Annotated in this window: 19 protein-coding genes; 5 read left to right on the plus strand and 14 right to left on the minus strand. The window is 69.7% G+C overall.

All coding sequences use genetic code 11. The features are described 5' to 3' along the window. Positions 1-19: 19 nt before the first annotated feature. Genes purL through purS form a run of 3 tightly spaced genes read right to left on the minus strand, consistent with a single transcriptional unit; the run spans position 20 to position 3,221 of the window. Positions 20-2,311 (minus strand): phosphoribosylformylglycinamidine synthase subunit PurL, encoded by a 2,292-nt coding sequence (gene purL / locus BLT28_RS26975; protein WP_030433769.1) that lies wholly within the window; start codon positions 2,309-2,311, stop codon positions 20-22. After that, a complete protein-coding gene (purQ, locus tag BLT28_RS26980; RefSeq protein WP_030433768.1) occupies positions 2,308-2,985 on the minus strand; it encodes a phosphoribosylformylglycinamidine synthase subunit PurQ in 678 nt (225 codons plus the stop codon). The genes purL and purQ overlap by 4 nt, the downstream gene beginning before the upstream one ends. Further along, positions 2,982-3,221 (minus strand): phosphoribosylformylglycinamidine synthase subunit PurS, encoded by a 240-nt coding sequence (gene purS, locus BLT28_RS26985; RefSeq protein WP_030433767.1) that lies wholly within the window; start codon positions 3,219-3,221, stop codon positions 2,982-2,984. The genes purQ and purS overlap by 4 nt, the downstream gene beginning before the upstream one ends. Positions 3,222-3,408: 187 nt before the next feature. On the opposite strand from purS, the gene BLT28_RS26990 reads away from it, so the two are divergent. Further along, positions 3,409-4,401 carry an NAD-dependent epimerase/dehydratase family protein gene (locus tag BLT28_RS26990; RefSeq protein WP_030433766.1) on the plus strand — a complete coding sequence of 331 codons (993 nt, stop codon included), beginning with the start codon at positions 3,409-3,411 and terminating at the stop codon, positions 4,399-4,401. 44 nt (positions 4,402-4,445) lie between these two features. Here the strand turns inward: BLT28_RS26990 and BLT28_RS26995 are convergent, their stop codons facing one another. Beyond that, a complete protein-coding gene (locus BLT28_RS26995) occupies positions 4,446-5,534 on the minus strand; it encodes a trypsin-like serine peptidase (RefSeq protein WP_052408264.1) in 1,089 nt (362 codons plus the stop codon). Positions 5,535-5,747: 213 nt separating this feature from the next. On the opposite strand from BLT28_RS26995, the gene BLT28_RS27000 reads away from it, so the two are divergent. Then, positions 5,748-6,383, plus strand: coding sequence for an MBL fold metallo-hydrolase (locus BLT28_RS27000; protein WP_030433764.1), 636 nt, complete (start codon positions 5,748-5,750; stop codon positions 6,381-6,383). Here BLT28_RS27000 and BLT28_RS27005 read toward each other — a convergent pair. Both BLT28_RS27005 and BLT28_RS27010 read right to left on the minus strand, forming a co-directional pair. Next, a complete protein-coding gene (locus BLT28_RS27005; RefSeq protein WP_030433763.1) occupies positions 6,325-7,005 on the minus strand; it encodes a polysaccharide deacetylase family protein in 681 nt (226 codons plus the stop codon). The two genes, BLT28_RS27000 and BLT28_RS27005, sit on opposite strands and share 59 nt — an antisense overlap. Before the next feature lie 74 nt (positions 7,006-7,079). Further along, entirely contained in the window at positions 7,080-7,970 is an 891-nt protein-coding gene (locus tag BLT28_RS27010) for a phosphoribosylaminoimidazolesuccinocarboxamide synthase (protein ID WP_030433762.1), read from the minus strand. A gap of 110 nt (positions 7,971-8,080) precedes the next feature. Between BLT28_RS27010 and BLT28_RS27015 the strand changes: the two genes are divergently transcribed. Together BLT28_RS27015 and BLT28_RS27020 are read left to right on the plus strand one after the other, a co-directional pair. Then, a complete protein-coding gene (locus BLT28_RS27015) occupies positions 8,081-8,572 on the plus strand; it encodes a DUF6973 domain-containing protein (RefSeq protein WP_156051890.1) in 492 nt (163 codons plus the stop codon). Positions 8,573-8,715: 143 nt separating this feature from the next. Next, positions 8,716-9,180 (plus strand): hypothetical protein, encoded by a 465-nt coding sequence (locus tag BLT28_RS27020; RefSeq protein ID WP_030433760.1) that lies wholly within the window; start codon positions 8,716-8,718, stop codon positions 9,178-9,180. Positions 9,181-9,192: 12 nt separating this feature from the next. On the opposite strand, the gene BLT28_RS27025 is transcribed toward BLT28_RS27020, so the two are convergent. The 3 genes from BLT28_RS27025 to BLT28_RS41470 form a co-directional block, all read right to left on the minus strand. After that, positions 9,193-9,786 carry a TetR/AcrR family transcriptional regulator gene (locus BLT28_RS27025; RefSeq protein ID WP_030433759.1) on the minus strand — a complete coding sequence of 198 codons (594 nt, stop codon included), beginning with the start codon at positions 9,784-9,786 and terminating at the stop codon, positions 9,193-9,195. Positions 9,787-9,983: 197 nt separating this feature from the next. Beyond that, positions 9,984-11,417: an adenylosuccinate lyase gene (gene purB, locus BLT28_RS27030; protein ID WP_030433758.1), complete on the minus strand. Its 1,434-nt coding sequence runs from the start codon at positions 11,415-11,417 to the stop codon at positions 9,984-9,986. 34 nt (positions 11,418-11,451) lie between these two features. Further along, the gene (locus BLT28_RS41470) at positions 11,452-11,772 is read right to left on the minus strand and encodes a hypothetical protein (protein ID WP_197683902.1); all 321 of its coding nucleotides are present in this window, start codon (positions 11,770-11,772) and stop codon (positions 11,452-11,454) included. Between the two features lie 962 nt (positions 11,773-12,734). Here BLT28_RS41470 and dnaE point away from each other — a divergent pair. Further along, positions 12,735-16,232: a DNA polymerase III subunit alpha gene (dnaE, locus tag BLT28_RS27045; RefSeq protein WP_083383852.1), complete on the plus strand. Its 3,498-nt coding sequence runs from the start codon at positions 12,735-12,737 to the stop codon at positions 16,230-16,232. Between the two features lie 46 nt (positions 16,233-16,278). On the opposite strand, the gene BLT28_RS27050 is transcribed toward dnaE, so the two are convergent. From BLT28_RS27050 to BLT28_RS27070, 5 genes are all read right to left on the minus strand, one after another. After that, positions 16,279-17,130, minus strand: coding sequence for a hypothetical protein (locus BLT28_RS27050; protein ID WP_030430008.1), 852 nt, complete (start codon positions 17,128-17,130; stop codon positions 16,279-16,281). After that, positions 17,127-17,675, minus strand: coding sequence for an RNA polymerase sigma factor (locus tag BLT28_RS27055; protein ID WP_030430007.1), 549 nt, complete (start codon positions 17,673-17,675; stop codon positions 17,127-17,129). Before BLT28_RS27055 ends, BLT28_RS27050 begins: the two co-directional genes overlap by 4 nt. Positions 17,676-17,737: 62 nt before the next feature. Beyond that, positions 17,738-18,367, minus strand: coding sequence for a TetR/AcrR family transcriptional regulator (locus BLT28_RS27060; RefSeq protein ID WP_052407391.1), 630 nt, complete (start codon positions 18,365-18,367; stop codon positions 17,738-17,740). Between the two features lie 29 nt (positions 18,368-18,396). Further along, positions 18,397-18,720 carry a DMT family transporter gene (locus tag BLT28_RS27065; RefSeq protein ID WP_030430005.1) on the minus strand — a complete coding sequence of 108 codons (324 nt, stop codon included), beginning with the start codon at positions 18,718-18,720 and terminating at the stop codon, positions 18,397-18,399. Between the two features lie 117 nt (positions 18,721-18,837). Continuing rightward, positions 18,838-19,626 (minus strand): hypothetical protein, encoded by a 789-nt coding sequence (locus BLT28_RS27070; RefSeq protein WP_030430004.1) that lies wholly within the window; start codon positions 19,624-19,626, stop codon positions 18,838-18,840. Positions 19,627-19,628: the final 2 nt, after the last annotated feature.

Consider the following 19,628-nt stretch of genomic DNA (forward strand, 5'->3'; position numbering starts at 1 on the left):
CGTCGACTGCTGCGTCGGACTAGTCGAACAGCGCGGGCAGGGTGCCTTCCCAGGCCGTCCGCAGTTCGTCGAGGCCGATGGTCGCCACGTCCTGGATGTCCAGGGCAGCGGCGTCCGGGTCGACCACGCCGATCTTCGTCCACGGCAGGCCGCGAACGGTGCACATGTCGGTGAACCGCAGTTCCTCGCTGCGCGGCACGGCCACGAGCACGCGGCCGGCCGACTCGGAGAACAGCATCACGAACGGGTCGGAGCCCTCCGGCAGGACGACGCGAGCGCCGGTCTCGCCGTGCAGGCACGACTCCACCAGCGCCTGCGCCAAGCCGCCCTCGGACAGGTCGTGCGCCGCGGAGAGCATGCCGTCGCGGGAGCCCGCCGCCAGGATCTCGCCGAGCAGCTTCTCCCTGGCCAGGTCCACCTCGGGCGGCTGACCGCCGAGGTGGCCGTGCACCACGTGCGCCCACTCGCTGCCGCCGAACTCGTCGCGGGTCTCGCCGAGCAGCAGCAGGGTCTCCCCCGCCTCGTTGCCGATGCCCGAGGGCAGCCGCCTGCGGACGTCGTCGATGACGCCGAGCACGCCGACCACCGGCGTCGGCAGGATCGCCGTGCTGCCGGTCTGGTTGTAGAAGCTGACGTTGCCGCCGGTGACCGGCAGGCCCAGCTCCACGCACCCGTCGGCGAGACCGCGGACCGCCTGCTCGAACTGCCACATCACCGCCGGGTCCTCGGGCGAGCCGAAGTTCAGGCAGTTGGTGACCGCGAGCGGGGCGGCACCGGAGACGGCCACGTTGCGGTAGGCCTCGGCCAGCGCCAGCTTCGCGCCCACGTACGGGTCGAGCTTGCAGTAGCGGCCGTTGCAGTCGGTCGCGAGCGCGATGCCGCGCCCGGTCTCCTCGTCGATGCGCAGCACACCGGTGTCGTTGGGCTGCGCGAGCACCGTGTTGCCGCGGACGTAGCGGTCGTACTGCTCGGTGACCCAGCCGCGGGAGCACAGGTTCGGCGAGGCGATCATCGTCAGGATCGTCTCGCGCAGTTCGTCCGGAGTGGACGGTCGGGCGAGCGCGTCCGGGGTGTTCGCGATCAGCGCGTCCTGGTCGGCCGGGCGCTCGATCGGCCGGTGGTAGACCGGGCCCTCGTGCGCCACGGTGCGCGGCGGGACGTCGACCACGGTCTGGCCGTGCCAGTCGATCACCAGCCGGTCGCCGTCGGTGACCTCACCGATGACGGTGGCGATCACGTCCCACTTCGCGCAGACCTTCATGAAAGCGTCCACATTGGACGGTTCGACGACCGCGCACATCCGCTCCTGCGACTCGCTGGAGAGGACCTCGGCCGGGGTCATCCCCTCGGCGCGCAGCGGGACCAGGTCGAGGTCGACGTGCATGCCGCCGTCACCCGCCGAGGCCAGCTCCGCCGTCGCGCAGGACAGTCCGGCGCCACCCAGGTCCTGGATGCCGACGACGATGCCCTCGCGGAACAGTTCGAGGCAGCACTCGATGAGCACCTTCTCGGTGAACGGGTCGCCGACCTGGACGCTGGGCAGCTTCTTGCGCTTGCCCGCGCTCTCGTCGCCGGAGAAGGTCTCCGAGGCGAGCACGGACACGCCGCCGATCCCGTCCAGCCCGGTGCGCGCACCGAACAGGATGATCTTGTTGCCGGTACCGGAGGCGTGCGCGAGGTGCAGGTCCTCGACGCGCATCGCGCCCACGCAGAGCGCGTTGACCAGCGGGTTGCCCGCGTAGGTCGCGTCGAAGACGACCTCACCGCCGATGTTCGGCAGGCCGAGGCAGTTCCCGTAGCCGCCGACACCCGCGACGATGCCGGGCAGCACCCTGCGGGTGTCCGGCGCGTCGGCCGGGCCGAACCGCAGCGGGTCCATCACGGCCAGCGGGCGGGCGCCCATCGCGAGGATGTCGCGCACGATGCCGCCGACCCCCGTCGCGGCGCCCTGGTAGGGCTCCACGTAGGACGGGTGGTTGTGGCTCTCCACCTTGAAGGTGACCGCCCAGCCGTCGCCGATGTCGACGACGCCCGCGTTCTCCCCGATCCCGGCGAGCATGTGCTCGCGCATCTCGTCGGTGGTGGTCTCGCCGAAGTACTTCAGGTGCACCTTCGAGGACTTGTACGAGCAGTGCTCGCTCCACATCACCGAGTACATCGCCAGCTCGGCGTCGGTGGGGCGGCGGCCGAGGATCTCCCGGATCCTGGCGTACTCGTCGTCCTTGAGGCCCAGCTCCCGGAAGGGCTGGGGGGTGTCCGGGGTCGCCGCAGCGTGCTCGACGGTGTCGGCGAGGTGTTCGGTTGTCGTCACGCCTTCACCACCGCGTCGAGAACGGACAGGAACATGCCGAGGCCGTCGTCGGTCGGCCCGGTCAGCGCGTCGATCGCGTGCTCCGGGTGCGGCATCAGCCCGACCACCCGGCCGCGGGCGTCGGTGACGCCCGCGATGTCGTTGCGCGAGCCGTTGGGGTTGTTCCCCACGTAGCGGAACACCACCCGGCCCTCGGCCTCGAGTTCGTCCACAGTGGACTGATCAGCGACGTAGCGGCCCTCACCGGACTTGAGCGGCACCAGGATCTCCGCGTCCGGCTCGTAGCGGGTGGTCCACGCGGTGCCCGCGTTCTCCACCCGCAGCCACTGGTCCCGGCAGACGAAGTGCAGCCCGGCGTTGCGCAGCAGCGCCCCGGGCAACAGCCCCGCCTCGCAGAGGATCTGGAAACCGTTGCAGATCCCCAGCACCGGCATGCCGCGCTTGGCCGCGTCGATCACCTCGGTCATCACCGGGGCGAACTTCGCGATCGCCCCGCAGCGGAGGTAGTCGCCGTAGGAGAAGCCGCCGGGGACGATGACGGCGTCCACCCCGCGCAGGTCGTGGTCGGCGTGCCAGAGCGGCACGGCCTCGGCCTCGGCGTAGCGCGCGGCGCGGGCCGCGTCGACGTCGTCGAGGGTGCCGGGGAAGGTGATCACCCCGATCCGTGGGCTCATGATTCGACCCTGCGGACGGTCCAGTCCTCGATCACCGTGTTGGCCAGTAAGGTCTCGGCGATCTTGGCGAGCGCGGCGTCGTCGACGGAGTCGTCGACCTCCAGCTCGAAGCGCTTGCCCTGGCGGACGGAGGTGACCCCGTCGAAGCCGAGGCGCGGCAGCGCGTTGGCCACCGCCTGTCCTTGTGGGTCGAGGATTTCCTGCTTGGGCATGACGTCAACGACGACACGGGCCACTGGTCGCACTCCCAGGTTTGTGGCTCGGCGGGCAGCCGCAGCCTACCTGACCAGCGGGTTCTGACCTTATCCGGTGACAGGGCGGACGAACGTGAGCTACGCCGCAGATCGATTTCACCTGATCGCCGGTCGTTCGCCCTCCGCGAGCAGGATGGTCCGGCCCTGTTCGGCAGGTCAGGCTGGACATATGCGGGTACTCGTACTAGGTGGAACGAAGTTCCTGTCCAAGGCCGTCGCGACCGAGCTGGTCCGGCGCGGGCACGACGTCCTCTGCGCGGCGCGCGGCGCCTCCGGTGACGTCCCGGCGGGAGCCCGGCTGATACGCGTCGACCGAAACGACCCGGAGGGGTTCGCCCCCTTGGCCGGCGAGCGCTTCGACTCCGTCATCGACGTCGCCACGATGTCCCTGACCTGGGTCAACGAGGCGCTCCAGGCACTGGCCGCGAACGCGGGCCACTGGACGTTCGTCTCCTCGATCAGCGTCTACGCCGACCACGGGCCGGTCGGCCAGGACACCTCGTCCCCGACCGTCGAGCCGCTGGTGGAGGCGACCGAGGCGCGCACCCCCGCCGACGACCCGGCCGCCTACGGACGGATCAAGGTGGCCAGCGAGAACCGGGTCCGCGAGGAGCTCGGCGACCGGGCGTTCATCCCCCGGCCGGGCCTGATCACCGGGCACGAGGACTGGTCGGACCGGTTCGGCTACTGGCCGGCGCGGTTCTACCAGGGCGGCCGGGCGGTGGTCCCGGACGTGCCGGACCAGCCCGCGCAGTACGTCGACGTCCTCGACCTGGCGACCTGGCTGGTCGACGCCGCGGAGCAGCGGCTGGGCGGCACCTTCGACGCGATCGGCCCGATCACGCCGTTCCCCGAGCTGATCGCCGAGGTCGCCCAGGTGGCCGGGCAGGACATCGAGCTGGTCGGGGTCGCGGAGGACAAGCTGCTCGCGGCGGAGGTGAAGCCCTGGGCGGGGCCGCGGTCGCTGCCGATGTGGGTGCCCGGCTTCCACGGCATGCTCTCCCACGACCCGAAGCCCGCCGCCGACGCGGGGTTGCGGCACCGCTCGCTCGGCGACGCCACCAGGGCGGCGCTGGAGAACGAGCTGCGGCTCGGTCTGGAGCGGGAGCGCCGCGCCGGGCTCACCCACGAGGAGGAGGCCGACCTGCTGCGGCTGACCTGACGGGCGAGTGGCGGGCCGCCCACCCGGGACGGCCCGCCGCGCGCTCACAGCTGGTTCTTGATCTTCTCGTGCACCAGGTCGATGCGGACGCCCTGGTTGGGGCAGCCGCCGTAGTGGTGCAGCGAGATCACCTTGTGCGACGTGCCGGAGAGCACCGGCGACCCGGACGAGCCGCCCTCGGTGTCGCACTTGTAGCCGATGTCGGACTCCTTCACGCGCCCGTCCACCTTCACCGAGAACACCTGGCAGTCCTTGGACGCCGACTGGTCGTCGGAGAGCGAGACCTTCTTGAGCTTCCCGGCGGGGTGGCCGACCACGTACATCTTCTCGCCGACGGCGGGCACGCGCGGGTCCAGCTCCAACGTGCCGAACGGCTGCACCTTGGCGAAGTCGGTCACCGAGAACAGCGTGTAGTCCAGGCCGTAGTCGGTGGAGAGCACCTGGGACGCGAGAACCTTGGTCACCGTGCTGCTCGCGGTGCCACCGCAGGTGTCGCACTGGTAGTTGAACCAGACCTCGATCTGCTGCGGGTTGGTGGAGAAGCAGTGGTTGTTGGTCAGCATCCGGTTGTTCGCGCCGACCCGCCAGCCCGTGCACAGCGAGGAACCGTTGCGGAGCAGTTTCGCCACAGCGGCGCTCTTGGAGAATTCAGTCGGATTGCTGCTCTTGTAGCAGACCGCGTCCTTGTAATCATTGGTCCCGCAGATACTGCGGGTCTCCGCGTCCGCGCGCGCGGCGAACTCGGCGTCGGTGAATCCGCGGGTGATCTTGTCAATGCGCGCCGAGCTGAGCGGGGAAGGCGCCCCGCCGTCCTTGGCGCGCAGGGTGACCACCGCGGAGTCGCCGGTGACCGACAGCGCCCAGAATCCGGTGCCGGTCGGCGTCGCGGGCGAGTCGCCCGCAGCCCGCTCCTCGGCCGGGTTCCCGGAGTAGCGGTAGCTCTCCGACCCCTTCGGATCGGCGATCACCAGCTCGTCGGTCGGGGCCAGCCGCAGGTCGGTGACGTGCGTCTTCACGTACCAGGACGCCGCGCGGTCGATCACCGCGACCGGGTTGGACGCGCTGACCTCGGCGCGCACCGCCTCCTCGGTCCCGACCTGTTGGGCGCCCTGTTCGACCGGAGCGGACCGCACAGGGGACGACCCGGGCAGGACGAACACCGGAAGCGCCAAAGTGGCCGCGACTAATAGTTTGCCGAATGCGTGCATAAGCACCTCGCAGGGAATTACTTCAGCAGGGTGCTTTTGATACTGGTTGTCCGCTAATTCGGCGTCACTCTGACATCCGACGTAATCGGCGCATCATTCAGCTCACGCCTTTGGTCTTGCGGTCCTAGACTCGGGTACATGCGGATCACCCACCACCGCCACGCGTGCGTCCTGCTGGAGACCGGTTCGACGCGGTTGCTGCTGGACCCCGGCGCCTTCTCGTCCGGCTTCGACGCGCTGACCGAGCTGGACGCGATCCTGGTGACGCACCAGCACGCCGACCACCTGGACCTGGACCGGCTGCCGGGGCTGCTCGCCGCCAACCCGCGCGCCGAGCTGGTGGTCGACCAGGGTTCGGCCGCCGCCCTCACCGGTCTCGGCGTCACGCCGAAGGTCGTCACGCCCGGCGAGACGATCACGCTCGGCGGAGTCCGGGTCGACGTGGTCGGCGGGGACCACGCCACCATCTACGGGGAGCTGCCCGGCATCCCGAACCTCGGCTACGTCATCGGCGACGGCGCCTTCTACCACCCGGGCGACGCGTTGTTCGTGCCCGACCAGGACATCGACGTGCTCGGCATGCCGACCGAGGCGCCGTGGTTGAAGCTCGCCGAGACGGTCGACTTCATGAACGCGGTCGGGCCCCGCGTGGCCGTGCCGATCCACGAGGCGCTGCTGGCGCGGCCGGAGCTGTACTACGGGTGGTTCGACCGGCTCAGCGCGGAGAAAACCGAGTTCCGTGCGCTGAAGCCCGCAGAGGCGACGGAACTCTGACCGCCGCGTAGGTGCCGGGGATCGCACCGTCCCGCAGCGCGTCGTCCACGGCGTCGAGCAACGCCCACCTGCAGGTGTGGCTGGCGAGGTCGGCCGCGTCGACGGCTATCCGGACCAGCTCGGCGCGGCGAGGGATCACGGCGCGCTGCCCGAGGCGCCGCACCCGCCCGCGCCAGTGCGCGCCCGTCTTCAGGTCGTGCACTCCACTGGCATCCGCGCACACGGTGAAACCGTGCCGCCGCAACGCGGTCATCGTGCCGAGCGACACCGTCGCGTCGAGCACGGCGAAGCAGTCGGTCACGAGCCCGCGCGCCTCGAAGGACGCCACCGAGGCGATCAGCCGCAGCCCGGCCTCGTGCGCGGGCAGCGAAGGCTTGCGCCGCATCCTCCGCTGCTGCGGCACGAGCACCGGACCGCGAGCGAAACCGTTGAGCACCACGGCATCCCCCGCACTGCGCCGGAACCGAATCCAGTCCACTGTGGACTGTTCGGTGGCGGGCAACGGGGTGGTCAGCAGGGACAGCGGGACGCGGAGCCGGTCCAGCTCCTCGGCGACGGACGCGCAGTGCTCCAACGAGCGGCCGTCCATGCCGGAGAGCGAGACCAGGAGCCTGGTAGCCACTCATCCATTCAGCGGGACCCAGGTGACCAGCGGCTTTACCGCCGATGACGGCGGACGTCCGATCCCGCGAACTCTCAGGCGGGGGACGGCCAGTCCGCCATCGAGCGGCCCGTGATCATCTCGTAGGCCCGCAGGTAGCGCTCGCGGGTCGCCTCGACGATGTCGGCGGGCAGCGCGGGTGGCGGGGTGTCGCTCGCGCGGTCCCACCCGGACGCGGGCGAGGTCAGCCAGTCGCGCACGAACTGCTTGTCGAAGGACTGCTGCACCCGGCCCGGCTCGTAGGAGTCGGCGGGCCAGAACCGCGAGGAGTCCGGCGTCAGCACCTCGTCGCCGAGCACCAGCGCACCGGTGTCGTCCGTGCCGAACTCGAACTTCGTGTCGGCCAGGATCACGCCGCGCGACTCCGCGTGCCCGGCCGCGCGCCGGTAGACCCGCAGCGTCAGCTCGCGCAGCCGCTCCGCCTTCTCCTGCCCGACCTCCTTCACCACGGCCTCGAAGGAGACGTTCTCGTCGTGCGCGCCGATCTCGGCCTTGGTCGCCGGGGTGAAGATCGGCTCGGCCAGCCGGGAGGACTCGACCAGCCCCGCGGGCAGCGCCACCCCGCACACCGCTCCGGTGCGCTTGTAGTCGGCGAGCCCGGAGCCGGTGAGGTACCCGCGCGCCACGCACTCCACCGGCTCCATCGTCAGGCGCCGCACCAGCAGCGCGCGGCCGCGGACCTCGTCCGGGATGCGCGGGTCGTCGTGGGCGACGAGGTGGTTCGGCACCAGGTCGGACAGCAGCTCGAACCAGAAGACGCTCATCGCCGTGAGCACGCGCCCCTTGTCCGGGATGGCGGACTCCAGCACGTGGTCGTACGCGGAGATGCGGTCCGAGGCGACCAGGAGCAGATGCTCGTCGTCCACCGCGTGGAGCTGGCGGACCTTACCGGCGGCGATCTGCGGATACTCGGCAAGCGTTGGCACGGGGGCAACCCTAGACGCCCATCGCTCAGGCAGATCCCGAAAGGCTTGGTGATCACCCGGCCCGGCCGCAGACTTGACGGCGAATCCCCTGCCGGAGGAGGAAAATCGCCGTGCGTCGCCCCCTCGTCGTCCTCGCCATGACCACCGCCGCCGTGTTCGGCCTCACAGCGCCCGCGACCGCCGGGCCGTCGCAGGCCATGAACCAGCTCAACGAGAGCGAGCGCAAGATCTGCGCGGAGAACCCCGTCAGGTGCCTGGCCGCGCTCGCGGTGGCGAAGACCGCCAGTGACGAGTCGACCTCCGCTTTCTCCGGGCAGAACTACGACGGGACCCAGCGCGACGCCGCCCGGCACTGCATGTGGCAGTCCCTGCTCAGCGCCGACCACGGCAGCGCCTACGCGAAGCGCTGGGGCGACGCCCACGAGGAGAACCCCGCGCCCCCGGCCAGCCACGAGATGGACTTCCACAACAACGCCGTCGCCAGGGTGTGGGGCGGGCAGATCGCGCGGAACGAGCTCGTCGCCCACTGCACCACCTCGGCGCGCGCCGCCGCCTTCAAGGACTACAGCGACAAGCAGCGGCTGGTGTACATCGCGAAGTGACGCCCGGCGCCTGCAGGTGGCACAGACAGTGACCGTGCGCAAGGCAGAACTTCCGCCGATCGAAGCTTCGCATCGATGGCGGAGGTTTCCGCTCTGACTAGTAACGTCACTACGACCATTCTGAACTCCGGAGGAGTGTCGAGATGTCGTCAGGCCGGCTGTTCCGCTGCCTCGCGGTCCTGCTCTGCGGCTTCGCCCTGCTCGCGACCGGTCCGGCTGCGCTTGCCGGACCCTCGACACCCCCACCGGCGGCCTCGCCGTTCGTGGTCTTCGACTACTACCACCTGCCGAGCAGCGGAAAGCTCGGCTGGTCTCCGGTCGAGGGCGCGGCGAAGTACCACGTCCTGACCGTCAAGGACGGCGAGGCACCGAAGCCCGTCCGCACCGTCAAGGCCACCGACGAGCAGTTCGTCGAGATCCTGGTCGGCACGAAGTTCAGCCCCGACCGCGCGGCCCCGAACAGCGCCTACCACCTGCGCGTGCAGGCTGAGTACGCCGACGGCCGCAGGAGCGAGCTGTCCGGTGAGCCGGTGGTCTACACGGAGGCGCCGGACACGGGAACGCTGCCGGACCGCACCGGCTCGCTGCTGGAGCGGCTCGGCGCCTGACCGGTCACCCGGTCACTGCCGGGCCAGCGCCACCGACAGGTCGACGACCAAGCCGTCCGGCACGTCCTCGCCGCGCAGGCGCCGCTGCTCGAAGCCCTGCACCAGCGCACCGATGCCGAGCGCGAGCTGACGGGCCCGCTCCGGGCCGATCACCGCGCCGTTCTGGTCCGCCCTGCCCACCAGCGCCTCGGCGAACTGCTGGTCGGACCGCTGGGCGATCTCGCGCAACCGGGTGCTGACCACCGGATCGCTCTGCGCCTGCCCGGCCAGCTCCATCTCGAAGGCCAGCAGCTGGGCGGCCTCCTTGGTGCCGGCCGCGCGCAGTCGCCCGTGCACGTAGACCCCGATGACCTGCTCCAGGCCCAGCCGGGGGTCGCCGAGCTGCCGCAGCTCGGCGATCACCCGCCAGTGGATGTCCTCCACCACGGCGACCAGCAGGTCCCGCTTGCTGCCGAAGATCGAGTAGATCGCTCCGGTGGTCAGCCCGGCCCGACCGGCGATCATGCCGAGCGAGGCGCCGCGGTGGCCCTCCTCGACGATCACGTCCCTGGCGGCGTCGAGCAGAGCGGCGCGGTTGCGCGCTTTGCCTTCCAAGCGAGCGACCACGCGGACAACCCCCTCGACGACATGTCAGCAGAACTTGACCTCTGCACACATTGTCGTGCCGCTCAGTCGTGCGGTACCCCACTGCTTCCAGGGTCCTGATTTAACCGAATAAGGTTCACGTACGCGAACCAATCCTGCTCGATCATTTGGTGGACAACGGATTGACACCCGTTCGGAGCAGCGACTGAGCTCGGGCGCTACAGAATCGGTTCCGGTGTGTACCCGGCCGCGTTCGGGTAGCGCTTCAGGATCTCCTGGACGCGCTCGACGACGGCACCGACCTGCGCCGCGGCCGCGCCGGTGAAGGGCAGCCGGTCGGCGAGCAACCGGTCGAGGTCCGCTCGGCCCAGCGGGAACCGCTCGTCGGCTCCGAGCCGGTCGAGCAGCTCGTTGCGCTCGGTCCCCTGCTCCCGCATCGCCAGCGCGGACGCCACCGCGTGCTCCTTGATCAGCTCGTGCCCGGTCTCCCTGCCGACACCCGCGCGGACCGCGGCCATCAGCATCTTCGTGGTGGCCAGGAACGGCAGGTACCGGTCCAGCTCACGGCCGATCACGGCGGGGAACGCGCCGAACTCGTCCAGCACCGTCAGGAAGGTCTCGACCAGACCGTCGAAGGCGAAGAACGCGTCCGGCAGCGCGACGCGGCGCACCACCGAGCAGGACACGTCACCCTCGTTCCACTGGTCCCCGGCCAGCTCGCCGACCATGGAGGCGTACCCGCGCAGCACCACCGCGAGCCCGTTGACCCGCTCGCAGGAACGGGTGTTCATCTTGTGCGGCATGGCGCTCGACCCGACCTGGCCGGGCTGGAAGCCCTCGGTGACCAGCTCGTGGCCCGCCATCAGCCGGATCGTCTTCGCCAGCGAGGACGGCCCCGCGGCGAGCTGCACCAGCGCGGTCACCACCTCGAAGTCCAGCGAACGCGGGTAGACCTGCCCGACGCTGGTGAAGACCGCGTCGAAGCCCAGGTGCTCGGCCACCCTGCGCTCCAGTTCGAGCAGCTTCGCCGAGTCCCCGCCCAGCAGGTCCAGCATGTCCTGCGCGGTGCCCACCGGCCCCTTCACCCCGCGCAACGGGTAGCGCTCCAGCAGGTTCTCCACCCGCCCGAACGCCACCAGCACCTCGTCCGCCGCCGTCGCGAACCGCTTGCCCAGCGTCGTCGCCTGCGCCGCCACGTTGTGCGAGCGCCCCGCGATGACCAGCTCGGAGTTCTCCGCCGCGAGCTTCGCCAGCCGCTCCAGCAGTGCGACGCCCCGGTCCCGGACGTGCTCCAGGCTCAGCCGCACCTGCAGCTGCTCCACGTTCTCGGTCAGGTCGCGGGAGGTCATGCCCTTGTGCACGTGCTCGTGCCCGGCCAGCGCGTTGAACTCCTCGATCCTGGCCTTCACGTCGTGCCGGGTGACCCGCTCGCGTTCGGCGATCGAGGCGAGGTCGACCTGCTCCACCGCCCGCTCGTAGTCCGCGAGCGCGCTGGCGGGCACGTCCACGCCGAGGTCCGCCTGCGCGCGCAGCACGGCCAGCCAGAGCTTGCGCTCCAGCACCACCTTGTGTTCCGGGGACCAGATCCGGGCCAGGGTCGCGGAGGCGTACCGACCGGCCAACACGTTCGGGATGCGGGGCTTCGAGCTCACGCCGCTGAGCCTATTCGACGATCTAACGCCCAGCTCAGCCGCTGCGGCGTGAGGTCGAGAACAAAAAGACCCGATCCCCGCGAAGCCGCGAGAACCGGGCGGTGTGCTCACAGCACAGCGCACCGGCAACCGAATCGGGCACCTGGTGCGCGCGGAAATCATCAGCCCGCAGCCTTCGCCACCAATGCCCTCCCACCCCGTCGTCGGCCGCACCGCGTAGGTCGGTCGCGATCGCCGTGGTGCTCGGAGTGATCGTCGCGACGGGAACCAGGTGACGGGCCTGCGCCAAGGGGAAGCTCAGATCGCTGTCGTTGGAGAAGACCATCGCGGCGCCGATCTGTCCCCGTGAGCACATCGATCAGCAGATGGCTCGCCACGTTGACGTCCGATCCCTTCCCCTCGAACGTCGAGACGGTCGCCAACAGCATGACCTGCCCGTCGGGCTTGACCACCTCGCGCGCGGGAAGCCAGCCCGGAAGCTGATCAGCGCCGGGCGAGACGATCTGCCGGGGCCTGCGGCTGCGCGCAGAGCGGTGCAGTAGACGATGCGGTCGATGGTCGGGTTGGGCCACAGACGGTCGTTGATGAGGCTCATCCCCAGGCCGCCGATGTCCAGCCAGCGCCAGCCCACCGTTCCCTTCCCGCAATGGGCCCGCGCGCCGTAGTAGACGTTGAAGGCGTCGACGTAGACGCCGACTCTGGTGGGCCGTTGGACGGCACTCGGATCGATCACGCGGTGCAAGACAATCACGAAGCGGAAAAACGTCATTTGCCACCGTGGCAAATTATCCCTCGGCCGTGTATCTCCGGATTTCGCAAGCAATGCGCAGCGCTGCGAGCTCGTCACCCGCGATCGCCGCAAGCACACATGGAGCGTGAGCCGCGCGCAGCAAGGTCGTCGCCGAGGAACTGGCGGCGGGGACCCCGCCGACGTTGTCCACCTACAGGGACACCGCCGCCGAACGCACGAAGGCTGACCTCCGAACGCCGCGGGCCCAACTCGTGGACGTGCGGCACATCTTCCAGAGCGCCTTCCACAGGTCTACCGCCATCGCGCTCGACCTGGCCGCACGCGCGGAGAACTCGCTCGTCCTGGTCGGTGACCCACTCGGCCCCGCCATCACGGGCCCGCTGGAGCAAGGCCCGGTTTCCCTTTGGCCGTAAGGGGTCCCACGTGACACGGACGCGCCAGCGCAGGGTCCGTGTGCTCACGCGCAGCAACGAACTAGATTGGGTCGGTCGCTAGGTCTGGGAGGTTCGCCGGTGTCGGCTGGGGCTGGTTCGTTCGTTCACCTGCACGTGCACACCGAGTACTCGATGCTCGACGGTGCGGCGAAGATCGCTCCGTTGTTCGCCGAGGCGCAGCGGTTGGAGATGCCGGCGGTGGGGATGACCGACCACGGGAACATGTACGGGGCGGATCAGTTCTACCAGCAGGCGAAGAAGTTCGGGATCAAGCCGATCATCGGGATCGAGGCGTATGTCGCGCCGACGAGTCGGGGTCACAAGAAGCCGGTGTTCTGGGGTGAGCCGCACCAGCGTGGTGATGATCTTGCTGGTGGTGGTGCGTACACGCACATGACGATGGTGGCGCGGAACGCGACGGGGTTGCGGAACCTGTTCAAGCTGTCGAGTTTGGCGAGTATCGAGGGGTATTACCGCAAGCCGCGGATGGATCGGGACATCATCGCGCAGTACTCGGAGGGGATCGTCGCCACGACGGGGTGTCCGTCGGGTGAGGTGCAGACGCGCCTTCGGTTGGGGCATGAGAGGGAAGCGGTTCAGGCGGCGGCGGATTACCGGGATATCTTCGGGGCGGAGAACTTTTTCCTGGAGTTGATGGATCACGGTCTGGACATCGAGCGCCGGGTGCGCGAGGGTCTGTTGAAGATCGGTAAGGATCTGGGTATCAAGCCGTTGGCGACGAATGATTCGCATTATGTGACCAGGGATCAGGCGGATACGCATTCGGCGTTGTTGTGCGTGCAGTCGGGGAAGACGCTGAACGATCCGAACCGGTTCAAGTTCGATGGTGATGGTTATTACCTGAAGTCCGCGGCGGAGATGCGGCAGATCTGGGATTCCGAGGTCGAGGGGGCCACGGACAACACGTTGCTGGTCGCGGAGATGGTCGAGCCCTACGACGAGATCTGGGCCTACCACGACCGCATCCCGATGTTCCCGGTCCCGGAGGGCGAGACGCAGGAGAGCTGGCTGCACAAGGAGGTCATGCGCGGCCTGCACTGGCGCTTCCCGGACGGCATCCCGGACGGCTACGTCGAGCGCGCCGAGTTCGAGATGGACGTGATCAACCAGAAGGGCTTCCCCGCCTACTTCCTGGTCGTCGGTGACCTGGTGAAGTACGCGAAGGAGGTGGGCATCCGGGTCGGCCCCGGCCGTGGTTCCGCGGCGGGCGCGCTGGTCGCCTACGCGCTGGGGATCACCAACCTGGACCCGATCCCGCACGGCCTGCTGTTCGAGCGGTTCCTCAACCCGGAGCGCGCGTCGATGCCCGATATCGACATCGACTTCGACGACCGCAGGCGCGGCGAGATGGTGCGCTACGCGACCGAGAAGTGGGGCCACGACCGGGTCGCGCAGGTCATCACCTTCGGCACCATCAAGACCAAGGCGGCGATCAAGGACTCGGCTCGTGTCCACTACGGACAGCCGGGCTACGCGATCGCCGACAAGATCTCCAAGGCGCTGCCGCCGCCGATCATGGCCAAGGACATCCCCCTGTCCGGCATCGTCGACCCGAAGCACGAGCGCTACAACGAGGCCGCCGAGGTCCGCACGCTGATCGAGAACGACAGCGAGGTCTCCAAGATCTTCGAGACCGCGCGCGGCCTGGAGGGCCTGATCCGCAACGCCGGTGTGCACGCCTGTGCGGTGATCATGTCCTCGCAGCCGCTGATGGACTCCATCCCGCTGTGGCAGCGCGACGACGGCTCGATCATCACCGGCTGGGACTACCCCTCCTGCGAGGCCATCGGCCTGCTGAAGATGGACTTCCTCGGCCTGCGCAACCTGACCGTCATCGGCGACGCGATCGAGAACATCAAGGCCAACCGCGGCGAGGACATCAACCTCGACACGCTGGAGCTGGACGACAAGGCCACCTACGAGCTGCTGGGCCGCGGCGACACCCTCGGCGTGTTCCAGCTCGACGGTGGCCCCATGCGGGACCTGCTGCGGCGCATGCAGCCCACGGCGTTCGAGGACATCGTCGCGGTCGGCGCGCTGTACCGCCCGGGTCCGATGGGCATGAACGCGCACAACGACTACGCCGACCGCAAGAACGGGCGGCAGAAGGTCAAGCCGATCCACCCGGAACTGGAGGAGCCGCTCAAGGACATCCTCTCCGAGACCTACGGCCTGATCGTCTACCAAGAGCAGATCATGTTCATCGCCCAGAAGGTCGCGGGCTACTCGATGGGTCGAGCGGACGTGCTCCGCAAGGCGATGGGCAAGAAGAAGCAGGAAGTCCTCGAAAAGGAGTTCGAGGGCTTCGAACAGGGCATGCGCGACAACGGGTTCTCCCCCGAACCCATCAAGGCACTGTGGGACACGATCCTCCCGTTCGCCGGCTACGCGTTCAACAAGTCGCACGCGGCCGCCTACGGCCTCATCTCGTACTGGACCGCCTACCTGAAGGCGAACTACCGCGCCGAGTACATGGCCGCGCTGCTCACCTCGGTCGGCGACAACAAGGACAAGTCCGCGGTCTACCTCTCGGAGTGCCGCAGGCTCGGCATCAAGGTGCTGCCGCCGGACGTCAACGAGTCCGCGCTGCGCTTCTCCGCGGTCGGCCAGGACATCCGCTTCGGCCTCGGCGCGATCCGCAACGTCGGCGCCAACGTGGTCGACTCGATCATCAAGACCAGGGAGCAGAAGGGGGCCTACACCTCCTTCACCGACTTCCTGGACAAGTCGGAACTGGTCTGCTGCAACAAGCGCGTGATCGAGTCGCTGATCAAGGCGGGCGGTTTCGACTCCTTCGACACCACCCGGCTCGGCCTGTTCCAGGTGCACGAGGAGGCGGTCGACGCGGTCGTCCCGCTCAAGCGCCAGGAGGCGATGGGCCAGTTCGACCTGTTCGGCGCGGGCGGGGACGACGACGAGCCGAACGAGGACGCCTCCCCGCTGGCGCACCTGAAGATCTCCACCGAGGAGTGGCCGCGCAAGCAGCTGCTCGGCTACGAGCGGGAGATGCTGGGCCTCTACGTCTCGGCGCACCCGCTGGACGGGGCCGAGCGCGCGCTGCGGCAGAACGCGCCCAGGTCGATCGCGGAGATCATCGCCGACCCGCCGAAGGAGGGCGAGATCGCCATCGCCGGGATGATCTCGGCGATGGAGCGCAGGGTGAACAAGAAGGGCGAGCCCTGGGCGATCTGCACCGTCGAGGACCTGGACGCCTCGGTCGAGGTGCTGTTCTTCCCCAAGTCCTACAGCGTGCTCTCCGACGAGCTGGTCGAGGACGCCGCGGTCGCGGTCAAGGGCAGGGTGAACTGGCGCGAGGACAAGATGTCGATCTTCGGCTCGGGCCTGGTGACCCTGGACATCGCCGAGATGGACCTGACCCAGGACCCACCGCTGGTGATCAAGCTGATGGCCTCGAAGGTGAACCCGACACTGGTGGAGGACCTCAAGCACACGCTCAAGGCCCACCCCGGCGAGACCCCGGTGCACCTGAAGATCCAGAACAACCGCCGCGCCTTCACCCTCGCGGTCGACGACGGTTTCCGGATCAGCACCTCCGGTGCGTTCATGGGCGAGCTGAAGGCGCTGCTCGGCGCGGGCTGCGTCGGCTGAGCCGCCGTCGCCACGGCTGGTGCGCTCGCCAGCCGTGGCGACGGGCTCACATGGTGAACGCGCGGTCGGTGGCCAGCGCGGTCAGCTGCGCCTCGGTCAGGGCGGGCCGCTCCCGCCGAGGCTGGTCCGGCCTGCCGTTGCCGGTGGGGTCGTAGGTGTAGGCGGTGAAGCGCACGACCACCCCGTCCAGGCGGTAGTGCGTCGCGCTGGCGAGCACGTCCTTCTGGCCGGCGGTCGTCCGCTCCTCGCTGAACACGAGTGCCGTGCCGTCCGCGAGCTTGTCGACCCGGCAGACCAGGGTGCGCGTGGTCCGCGCCGGGTCCTCGGCGCACTCCTTGTCCGGGCTGGGGAAGTCGTACCGCGCCGAGTAGACGCTGACGAAGACCGCGGTGCCCCCGACCTGGTCGCGGAACTCCACCCCGCCCTCCAGCACGTTGGGCCCGGGATCGTTCTCCCCCGCCGCGGTGGCGTCGAACCGCATCGCCTTGACGTTGCGCACTCCCTTGACCCGCTGCCTCAGGAACTTGTCCAGCGCGGCCCGCCCGAGTGCCTCCCCGCGTGCCTCGGCCTCGGCCTGGGTCAGCCGCTCCGGCCGTCGCAGCCCGGGGACCGGCCACTGGAAGTCGATCTTCTTCTCGGTGCTCGGCGCCGGGCTCGCCGTCGTGGGCTTCGGCTCGTTCGCGATCTCCACGGTCCCGCCACGGCTCAGCCCGACGCTCTGCTGCACCGCGACCGCGCCGCCGATGACGGCGACCACCGCCGCGGCGACGGCGGCCGTGGCCCGCCGCCGCCGGACCCTGACCCCGATCCTGGTCACCGCCTCGTCCGGGTCGAAGCCCAGTGGCGGTTCGTCGGCGACGGCGCCCCGCAGACCGTCCCGCAGTTCCTTCTCGATCATGACTCCGTCCTCCCGCCGGTCAGGGCGGAGAAGTCCGGCCCGGACCGTGCGATCACCGCCCGCATCTTGTCCAATCCGCGAGCCGACTGGCTCTTCACCGTGCCTTGCGAGCACCCCAGCGCGGCCGCCGTGTCGGCCACCGAGAGGTCCTCGAAGTAGCGCAGGACGAGCACGGCCCGCTGCCGTGACGGGACCTCGGCCAGCGCGCGCAGGACGAGGTCCCGTGTCTGCGCGCGCTGGCCTACGGCAGCGGGATCGCCATCGTGGTCGGCGACGTCCGGTACGACGCCGGTCCTGTCCTCCGCCCTTCGCCAAGGGCGGCGGACCTCGTCCAGCCAGCACCGCACCACGGTCTTGCGGACGTAGTGGTCGAGCGTGTCCGCACCGCGGATGCGCCACCACGCCGAGTAGAGCTTGGTGAGTGCGTTCTGGACCAGGTCCTCGGCGAGGTGCCAGTCCCCGCACAGCAGATAGGCGAAACGGCGCATCGGCGCCGCCTGCCTCCTGGCCATGTCGCGAAACCGGGCCTCGTCCTCGGACCGCATGATGGTGCTCCCTTCGCGCTACCGGCCCTACTCACGCGAGCGGCGCGGGGAAGGTTGCACGCTCAGGGCAGTTCCGCGCGCAGCACTCGCCGCGCGGCGCCCCGGGGATCGGGATCGGACTCGATGAGGGCGTTGACCACGGTGCCGTCGATCAGCGCGATCAGGCGGGTCACCTCGGCGGCCGACAGCGGAGCACCCGCCTGCGCCAGGATCTCCACCAGCAGCGCGTGCAGCTCGTCACCCATCTCGCGCATGAGCGGCGCGAGGTAGGGACGCCGCCCGGAGCCGACGAGCCGCTCGTAGCGCAGGAGCACCACGTCCAGGCCGCCGTCGCGGGAGTTGTGCCCGAGCAGCAGGTCCAGCACCAGCTCGCACAGCTCGTCGCGGTCCAGCCGCTCGTCCCCGCACGCGGCCAGTCGCTCCCGGCCCCAGGCCAGCTCGGTGCGGCCGTGGTACTCCACCGCCCGCTCCACCAGCTCCTCGATCGAGGAGAAGTAGTAGGTGGTGGAGGCCAGCGGCAGCCCGGCGCGCTCGGCGACGGCCCGGTGCCGGATACCGGCGAAGCCGCTCTCGACGAGCAGTTCGCTGGCGGCCTCGACGAGGGCCTGGCGGCGGCGCTCCCCCTTGGGCGTACTGGCCTGGCCGGTCCGCTCCTGGGACGGGGCGGAGGGCGCTTCGGTGGGCTCCGGCATGACCAAGGATGGTGCCAGTCCGCGCAAGCTCAGTGCGCACCACCGGCGAGCTGCAGCCCGACCACGCCGCCGATGATCAACATGATCGAGACGATCTTGAGCACCGACACCCCGTCACCCAGCCAGACCATGCCGATCACCGCGGTGATGGCGGCGCCGATACCGGTCCAGACCGCGTAGGCGGGCCCGGCGGGCAGCTGCTTCATCGCCCAGGCCAGCCCGCCGAAGCTGGCGGTGGCCAGCACCGCGAAGGTCACCGTCGGCCACAGCCGGGAGAACCCGTCGGAGAGCTTGAGCGCGACCGCCCAGCCCGCCTCCAGCACGCCGGACACGATCAGAACGACCCACGCCATCGCCATCACCTCGACAATCTGGTACAAGAGTACCACTTTTCTGCCGGGGCGCGAACGCGACCGTGGCCGGCAGAAACGTGCTCTGCCGGCCACGATCCGGGGAGGGGACCCGGTGGTCTAGTACTTCTCCGCGATCTTCTTCGCCAGTTCCTCGACCCGGCCGCCGAAGGGCGCGCTGGTCGAGCCGTGGTCCGGTTCGCTCACCACGGTGAGCGGTCGCCCGCTGGGGGCGTAGGCCGACGCCGCCTTGGCGCCCGCCGGCAGGTTCCGGTTGCCGATGCCGTCCGAGTCGATCTTCGCGTCCGGCGGCCCGAGGATCACCGAAACCAGTCCGGAAACCTCGCCGTCCCTGACCACCACCGACATGGCCTTGGAACCGGCCGCGCAGAACCGGTCCGCCGGGGTCGGCGTGAGACCGGCAGCGGCCGGGAGCTCGTGGGCGAGGGCGACCGCGAGCTCCCGGTCCGCCGGTCCGCACCCGGTCGGGGTGCTGCTGGTCCGAGGACCAGCGCTTCCCGTGCCGCTGTCCCCCTGCTTGGACGTCGGCTCGGGAATGCTTCGTGGCGGTAGCTGGGTGGTCTTGCCCGGCGGGACGACCCCGCTCGGCATGGGTTGCAGTCCTGTGAGGGGGACGAGGGGAGCGCCGCCCTCGGTTGCACCGTATTCGGAAGAATTTTGGGCCGCCGTCACGTCGCCCTGGTCCGAGCCGAGGTTCAGCGCGTTCGCGCCGAAGACGGCGACCCCCGCGAGCACGACGACACCGAAGGCCGAGCCGGTCGCGACGCGCATCCGATGGCGCGCCGTCGCCAGCTTCGAGGCCCCCAGGACGTCCTGTTCGTCGAACGATGCCGGTGGCGCTTCCCGCACCGCATCGCGGAACAGGTCCGCGAGCTTGTGCTCGTCCACCT

Source organism: Allokutzneria albata (assembly GCF_900103775.1).
Taxonomy (GTDB): Bacteria; Actinomycetota; Actinomycetes; order Mycobacteriales; family Pseudonocardiaceae; genus Allokutzneria; species Allokutzneria albata.